The 1541-nt window shown below is 65.5% G+C and carries 3 protein-coding genes; all 3 read right to left on the bottom strand.

Annotated features, from left to right (window positions below; all coding sequences use genetic code 11):
- Window positions 1-173 (bottom strand): recombinase family protein (locus KTN05_RS17535; RefSeq protein ID WP_217330653.1); only part of this gene is annotated, 173 nt, incomplete at its 3' end.
- Window positions 174-211: 38 nt separating this feature from the next.
- On the bottom strand, window positions 212-391 hold the full coding sequence (locus tag KTN05_RS17530) for a hypothetical protein (RefSeq protein ID WP_217330652.1): 180 nt from the start codon (window positions 389-391) through the stop codon (window positions 212-214).
- 491 nt (window positions 392-882) lie between these two features.
- Entirely contained in the window at window positions 883-1371 is a 489-nt protein-coding gene (locus KTN05_RS17525) for a hypothetical protein (RefSeq protein ID WP_217330651.1), read from the bottom strand.
- Window positions 1372-1541 lie beyond the last annotated feature (170 nt).

The raw sequence follows: 1541 nt of genomic DNA, 5'->3' as shown, positions 1-1541 counted from the left end.
ATGCCGGGTCGCAGCAGCGAGGCGCCGGACGTCGCGGCATCCTCATAGGTGCCCACGATCTGCCAGCCTTCGCGATCGGCGCGCTCGCGGCAGAGACGGATCTGGTCCTCGATCGACGAGGCACTCTGCATGTCGGTCGAATAACGGGCATAGATGGCGACACGAAGGGTCATGGGCCGTTTCCTCCTGAGGGGCGAAGGTTTGCCGCAGCTCAGTCGGCCGGGCTGCGTGCATCAGCAGCATGATCCATGCGGGCTGCGTCGCGGGCGACAGCGCGGACAAGCTGGAGCAGTTGCTCCCGATGCTGGAGCGGCAGATCGACCAACGCAAGGGAAACCGGCGACGTGGTGCCGTCGGCGTTCCTGTTGTTCCTCTTGGCGCCAGTTGCCACGTGACGTGCCTCTCCGATCCGCCCGGAAGCGTCCTCCGGCGGCTGATCTCGATGTTGCGGTGGTGGGACCTGGATCCGCTGCTCTCGGGATCAGTATAGTGCATGGGGGCCCGGACGAGCGGGCACGGCAGGTGAAAACCTGCCGCAGAAAGGGCTTTCGGGCGGTTCATTGTGGACAACTCCGTTCCGCAGCCGGTTCGTGGCAGCTTCCGAGGTAGGGAAAGGCCAAGGGCCCCGCCGGCGCAGCACGGACGCAGCAAAAGGCTGTTGTGAAAAAGAATATGTGGTTGGGGATCCGGCCGGAAAAGTGGCCGCGCAGCTTAGGCTGACCGCCTTCCTCATGGCACGGCGCTAGCTTCCGGCCGGGCTGAGGTCGCGGCGATCTTCCGCTTCGCGTTGAGCCCGCCAGCACCCCGCGATATTGCCAGATCGTCGAAGGATGGCAGTCCGATCCCGCCGCTGCGTGGGTCGAGGCGCGGCTCTGACGCTGCTCACTCCGCCATCCAGGGCTGGTCCGGCCAGAGCCGGGCGATCACCGCCCGCCGCATCATGATGGCCAAGGGATCATGGAAGATCTCCAGGGCCCGCGACTGCTCCTCCGGCGTCAGCCAACCGCCGGGCATCCGCCACCGGGTGAAGAACCGCCAGTCCAGTTCGTTCCGGCGGACGAAGGACTGCCCTTTCCGCACGGAATCCAGGGTAAGTGGCTGGCGACTGATCCGGACAGGACCGTGTCCGGCGATCGTCTCGGCCTGATAGGCGCGTCGCCGGGCCAGCGCTGTCGCAAGATCCTCTTCCGTGATCGTCACGAGGCGGAGCAGCTCGGCGCGGATGTCTGAGGGCATGGTGGTGACTGCCCGGTCGACGGCTGCGGCGAAACGCGGATCATTGGCGATCTCCATCCGCCACTCATCCGGCTGCACACGCCAGAGCACCAGTTCCGCGGCCTCGGTCCACCGGCCGGATTCGATCAATCCCAAGCCGAGGGGGACCTGACCTACAACCGCCAGGATTTCTGGGCGACGACTTCGAACAAGCAGCTGAACTTCGTTCAGCGTAAGCGCGAGGTCGTTGCCCTATGCGGCGATGCTTGACGGCTGGTTGAAGCGCCAGGGCATGAGGTCTTCGATGGCGCTTTGCGGGTGTCCGT

The organism is Paracoccus sp. Z118 (genome assembly GCF_019061185.1).
Taxonomy (GTDB): Bacteria; Pseudomonadota; Alphaproteobacteria; order Rhodobacterales; family Rhodobacteraceae; genus Paracoccus.
This window is presented reverse-complemented; position numbering and strand designations above follow the sequence as displayed.